The 5,932-nt window shown below is 55.8% G+C and carries 6 protein-coding genes; 3 read left to right on the forward strand and 3 right to left on the reverse strand.

From position 1 onward, the window contains the following. Positions 1 to 580, reverse strand: a 580-nt coding sequence (locus AC2FNC_RS19790; RefSeq protein ID WP_496716417.1) for an FAD-dependent oxidoreductase, incomplete at its 3' end; no start/stop codon positions are given. 127 nt (positions 581 to 707) lie between these two features. On the opposite strand from AC2FNC_RS19790, the gene AC2FNC_RS19795 reads away from it, so the two are divergent. Both AC2FNC_RS19795 and AC2FNC_RS19800 read left to right on the forward strand, forming a co-directional pair. Further along, complete coding sequence (locus AC2FNC_RS19795) at positions 708 to 1,478, forward strand: DUF1365 domain-containing protein (RefSeq protein ID WP_480555810.1); 771 nt, start codon at positions 708 to 710, stop codon at positions 1,476 to 1,478. Beyond that, the gene (locus tag AC2FNC_RS19800) at positions 1,475 to 2,200 is read left to right on the forward strand and encodes an SDR family NAD(P)-dependent oxidoreductase (protein WP_480555759.1); all 726 of its coding nucleotides are present in this window, start codon (positions 1,475 to 1,477) and stop codon (positions 2,198 to 2,200) included. Before AC2FNC_RS19795 ends, AC2FNC_RS19800 begins: the two co-directional genes overlap by 4 nt. A gap of 243 nt (positions 2,201 to 2,443) precedes the next feature. Here AC2FNC_RS19800 and AC2FNC_RS19805 read toward each other — a convergent pair whose 3' ends face one another. Further along, complete coding sequence (locus AC2FNC_RS19805; protein WP_480520751.1) at positions 2,444 to 2,758, reverse strand: FCD domain-containing protein; 315 nt, start codon at positions 2,756 to 2,758, stop codon at positions 2,444 to 2,446. 170 nt (positions 2,759 to 2,928) lie between these two features. Further along, positions 2,929 to 4,920, reverse strand: a complete 1,992-nt coding sequence (locus AC2FNC_RS19810) for a DEAD/DEAH box helicase (RefSeq protein ID WP_496716419.1) — start codon at positions 4,918 to 4,920, stop codon at positions 2,929 to 2,931. Between the two features lie 540 nt (positions 4,921 to 5,460). On the opposite strand from AC2FNC_RS19810, the gene AC2FNC_RS19815 reads away from it, so the two are divergent. Beyond that, positions 5,461 to 5,727, forward strand: a complete 267-nt coding sequence (locus tag AC2FNC_RS19815) for a MaoC family dehydratase (RefSeq protein WP_480555763.1) — start codon at positions 5,461 to 5,463, stop codon at positions 5,725 to 5,727. Positions 5,728 to 5,932: the final 205 nt, after the last annotated feature.

A 5,932-nucleotide genomic window follows, 5' to 3' on the forward strand; every position in this document is an offset into this window, starting at 1 on the left:
AGAATTGTACCAGCGATTTCGCCGGGAATTGGTCTATATCTTCAACCGGGGTTGACCAGATCGCTCCGCACATCGGCATCAGGTAGTTGTTGCGGAACCAATCGCCGAGGCCCAGCTCCTCGACCAGTTCACCAATGGTCTTGTTGTCATCCGTAGCGGCAGCCTCGGCACGCTTTCCAAAGCGAATGATGTCCGCAATCATCTTGTAAAACTGCGGTCGCAGCAGGTTACGTTTTTGCGCAGTGATCGATCCCACGTTGTTCAGACCGTATTCCAGCCAGCCATCATTGATGCTGGCGCCGAAACTCATCACGCTCTTGATCACCGGAACGTCGAGATCACGGAACAGCCGCGTCAGGTAGGGATAGGTTACGTAGTTGAACACGATGAAACCGGTGTCGACCGGTTGGTCGCCGTTCTTGCCCGCCATCACGGTTCGGGCATGCCCGCCTAGACGCGGGGATGCTTCAAACAGGGTGACGTCATGGTAGGGCGCCAGATAATAGGCGGACGAGAGGCCCGATATACCACCGCCGACAATTGCGATTTTCTTTCTTGGGCCGTGAATCTGATCGAACATGCCGTCCTCATCTTTACAACGTTATGAGGCTGTTACGCGGCGCCGGTCAAATTGGATCAGAAAAGCACGAGAATAGTTTTCAACGCGTTCTGATCCATGAGCCGCGCAGCCGCGTATAGGACACATGATGCTGGAACATATTCAGGCCCAAACCCTGCATGCCCGACGCGGAAAGCTGAAGAACACCTTCAGCTACGGTGTCGATTTTGTGTTGACCGATCTTGGTGTTAAGGCGCCTTGGCTATTGTCGCGAAACCGGTTCAATCTATGGTCACTGTGGGATCGTCAGCATGGCGGAACACGGGGTGACGGGCGCGGGTTGGCGTGGTTCAAGCAGGTTCTGCAAGAGCGTGGGTTACGAACCAAGGACGCACAACTTTTGCTTCTGACCCAGCCAAGCTTCCTTTGGTTTCATTTCAACCCGGTCAGCTTTTGGATTGCGCTGGTTGATGGCACCCCGAGGGCCTTTGTTGCCGAGGTTAATAGCACCTTCGGCCAGCGACATTGCTATTTTTGCGCACACGAAGGATTTCGCCCGATCGCACGTAGTGACACTCTGGTTGCCGAGAAACTCATGCACGTGTCTCCGTTTCAGAGAATTGCTGGTCACTACCGGTTCAATTTCGGCTTCAGTGACACACGGATCGACATTCGCATTTCCTTTGAAAATGAAGACCAGGGCGTTCTGGCTACGCTATCCGGAGAGCGGCGTGCGGCAACAAACAGGTCGCTCCTTTGGGCCGCCGTCCGCCGACCCTTGGGTGCGGTGCGGGTTTTGGCGCTGATCCATTGGCAGGCGGCGATCCTGTATCTGAAACGCGCGCCGTTTCTTCGGAAACGCCCTGCGCCCGCGGCTCTTATAAGCGAAAGCCAGCCGTTAGGTGACGTCGGCAAATGACCGATTTCCTAAACAAGACATATTGGCTCATCGGAGCTAGCGAAGGATTGGGGCGAGCCCTGGCGAAGCGACTGGACGCAGAAGGTGCGCACCTGATCTTGTCGGCGCGTAATCGCGAGCGACTGAATACCCTGAATGCCGAGTTGACCAGTGCAACCGTGCTTGCGCTGGACGTGACCGATGGCGACTCCGTGCGTCGCGCGGCGCAGGCGGCGGGTGATGTGGACGGTGTGATTTATAATGTCGGCGCCTACGAACCCATGGGCACAACAGAGTGGGACAGCGAAACCGCGTTGACCATGGTGGATGTCAATTTCACCGGGGCGATGCGTGTCCTGGGCGAAGTGGTGCCAAGGATGGTTGCGCAGGATCGGGGCGACATTACCCTGATCGGATCGCTGGCGGGGTATCGCGGTCTTCCCGCCGCGATCGGATATGGCGCCAGCAAGGCTGCATTGATCAGCCTAGCCGAAACCATGCGTTTTGATCTTAGAGACAGCGGAGTATTTGTGCGTCTGATCAATCCCGGTTTCATCAAGACCCGCCTGACCCTGAAAAACAAATTCCGTATGCCCATGTTGATGACGCCCGAAGATGCCGCGACCCGTGTGTTGAAGGCCATGACAAGGCGCCGTTTCCGCACGGATTTCCCGGCGCCGTTTTCCTGGGTGATCCGCGCGCTCGCAATTCTGCCGGACTGGCTGGTTTATCGCGGGAAGTAACGCCGTTTCCAACTTGTTCCGAAACGATGGGGCTGCCGAGTTTTCAGCAGCCCCAGATTGTTGGCGGTGCCCTGCCATGACGAACAGGTTATTGTCCTTAGTGACGGGCTGGTCGCGTGCCGGGAAGCGACCGTATTGCACGGATCGCTCGGATTCCTTCGGCGGCACGTTTTCAGAAAGGCCCGGCCAGAATGCCCTTTTAGTTCAACGATCCTGTTCGGACGGAGTTTGTGACAGAACCAATTACATGCGTCCGGTGAGTATCTTAGCCAGATCAGGTTCAACCTTTTGGGTTTTCTCCAGATCCAGGCTGTTTTTAACGTGAAGAAGGTGGTGTTGGATGCTGTCTACCGCAGATTGCGGGTCACCACTCGCGATCGCATTGATGATCGACGCGTGCTCATCATCGGGGCAAGATGAGTCCTTGTTGGTTCCGAACAGCGCCACGATCAGAGAAGACCGGGTCACCAGTTCCCTGACGACGCGAGTGAGTACTGCGTTGTTGTGGCATTTAGCTAACTCGACATGAAATTCACCAGAGAGCCTGATAACACACATGAAAGTCCGCCTTGCGAAGAAACATCGATGCGCATTTGAACGCGATCCATGTCTGCTCTTGGCCGTCCGTGTCCTTCGCCCTCAAGCGGATTGGGTGGAAGGATTAAGGACCGCCTAGGACGATGCGCCACTGTACCGGTGTCCGTGATGAATGTCTCTTGCCCGAGCGCTCAGTTTCTCTTTGAAAGCTTGCGGAAAGGCCTTGCTTCTCCGCCCTTGCCGTTTTTGCTTTTCGAACGCGGCGCTTTCTGGTCTTTGGTGTCGGTCTTGAAACGCGCCTTTTGTGCTTTCAGAGATTTGGATGTGTCAGAAGCGTTCTTATCTTGCTTTTGTCGCTTCTTATCCATTGCGACGGGCTGTGGTTTGGCCTTTCCGCGCTCACGCGTCGGTCGCGCTTGCGGAGCCGAGTCCCGTTTTTTCTTGTCTTCGCTTGCTTGTCTGTTCGACGTACCTGCCGCAGATTTTCCTTTGCTCTTAGGGCGCTCGGATGCAGTCCGGACATCTTGGTCAGAACGTTCGGAGCCAGGCACAGCTTTCGACGGTTTGCCTGAATCAAGCCCTCGGGATTTGGCGGGCTCGTCCGATGATTGTGGGGCTGCAGGCGGTCCTTTGGGCGAGGTATCGAAATCTGGTGTGCCCACCAGCTCGGTCAACGTCGCACCTTGTTCTATGATGAGATCAGCGCCCAGTTCTTGTTTCATTGCGGGCACAGCATCATTGGCGATCTCGACAAAGGTCTCTTGATACTGAACGCGGATTGCGCCGATAGCGTCTTTGGACAAACCCGCGTTGCGGCACAGCATTGGCAGCAACCAACGCGGCTCCGCACGCTGTTTGCGTCCCAAAGAAAGTGAGAACCATGTGCTTGGCCCAAACGCCGCGCGCCGATCAGTGTCGCGTTTTCCAGACTCTGGTGCCGTTCCAAGGATCTCGGGTGCCGAGTGGCGCTCTCGGTAGAGGCGCATATAGGCTGCGGCGATCTGCTCGGGAGTTCTTCCGCTGAGCAGCCGCTCGGCAAAAGCCGTTTCCTCAGCACTTGGCGGCTCATCCAGGGCGGGATTGGAAATGATGCGTTCCTCTTCCCGTTTAAACACCTCATCGGCTGAGGGTGGTGCGCCCCATTCGGCCTCCAGCTTGGCGGTTTTCAGCAATCGTTGTGCCTTTGAACGCTGCCGAGCCGGCACGATCAGAATGGATGTTCCCTTGCGTCCGGCACGGCCTGTCCGTCCAGAGCGATGCAACAAAGTTTCCGCATTTGAGGGCAGATCCGCATGGATCACCAACTCCAACCCTGGAAGATCAATGCCGCGGGCGGCCACGTCGGTCGCAACGCAAACCTGCGCGCGCCCGTCACGCAGGGCTTGCATCGCGTTGGTGCGCTCTGCCTGACTGAGTTCCCCTGACAGTGAGACGACAGAAAACCCCCGATTGGAAAGTTTCGCGGTCAGACGCGCCACCATAGACCGGGTGTTGGCGAACACAATCGTGGTTTGAACGTCGTGATAACACAGCAAATTGATGATCGCTTTTTCAATATCCGACGGAGCTACGTTCAAGGCACTATAGGTTATATCCGAATGCTGGACATCTGCGCTTCCGACCTTGATCCGCTGCGCACCCTCTTTCTGGTAGGTCCGGGCAAGCCTGGCAATGCCTCGTGGAACAGTGGCAGAGAACATCAGGGTGCGCCGGTTTTCGGGCGTTTGATCAAGGATGTATTCAAGATCTTCGGCGAACCCCATGTCCAGCATTTCATCGGCTTCGTCGAGGACGACGGTCCGCAGATCGCTCAGGTCGATCACCCCACGTGTGATATGATCGCGCAGCCGCCCAGGTGTGGCGACTACGACATGTGCGCCGCGTTCAAGCGCCCTGCGCTCTGTGCGCGCATCCATACCACCGACAGCCGATGCAGTAACGATCCCGGCTTCGGCAAACAGCCAGTCGAATTCTCTCCGCACTTGCAGAGCCAGTTCGCGCGTGGGTGCGATGACCACGGCCAAAGGCGCTGCTGGTCGGTCAAAACGGCCGTGCTTGTCGAGAAGTTCTTCCGCCATCGCCAGCCCGAAGCCCACGGTCTTGCCGGAACCGGTTTGCGCAGAGACAAGCAGATCTTTTCCTGCCAGCGCTTCATCTGACACAGCCTCTTGTACAGGCGTCAAGTTGCTATAGCCTTTTTGGGACAGAGCTGCGGACAGGGTTTTCGGGAGGGCAGAGAAATCATTCATAGGTCACCAATTGCCGGGAAAGATCTGGCGATAGTGGTTTTTGGTTCAGATGTATAGCCCGTAACGCGCGCCCGAATGTGTCAAGGATATGTCGCAAGCTTTTGTGTCTGGATTGACGATCATGCAGATTCCGGCTTGGACCTGTTACAGTCGTTAAGCGATTGACGCTCGTGCCGCCACCTATCACAGATTTGGGTCGACACCATTAGTGCCGCGGCCTTGTTGACCGCCGAATGATAGTGGTTGAGCGATGACGCGAGGCGAGAATAGGTACTTAACACGATTTCACGCACCTTTTTTGCCCGGGCGACAGACGGGTAGTAGGCCTGATTATCTTTGCTTTGCGGGAAATAGCCTGTGCTTTGCCACCTGTTTTTTCAGTGGCTTGTGTTTCCACGGGCCAATCTAGGTTCTGGACCCTTTAAATCGGTTGCCATGACTTAGACTGCTTGGTTCAAGTGATCAGCCCCACTTGTGCTGCCAGTGGTTGATGGGCTCAAGTTTCAGTCTCAAGCAAAACCCGATGGCCTGGCGTCGCTCGGGTGGAACTGGCGGTTCGAGAAACCCGTCTTCGCAGGTGACACGATCCGGGCTGATCTGATCGTCGTCTCAAAACGCATTACGACATCGGGAAAACGCGGGATCATTGAATTTCAGTTTGATGTTTTCAATCAAGATGATCTGAGAGTTCAGCAGGGAACCAATGAGTTGATCTTTGATCTGCACCTTCATCAAGATTGATGTGCGGACATGTCGACATCACGGATGTGTCAAACTTTTTGAGCGGCCAGAAGCAGCGACTTACCGGGCACACCTATCCCGCAATCTCGGCAAAGAGCCGATATTGTTGAAAAACAACGTGTTGCTGGCGCAGAGAGAGGCGTACCGAACTGAGCGCGAGTGCCTTTCTTGTCAGGCTTTGCTCGTTTGCTGCGGTGCGGGAAAG

The organism is Ruegeria sp. BHSA123, from assembly GCF_059613425.1.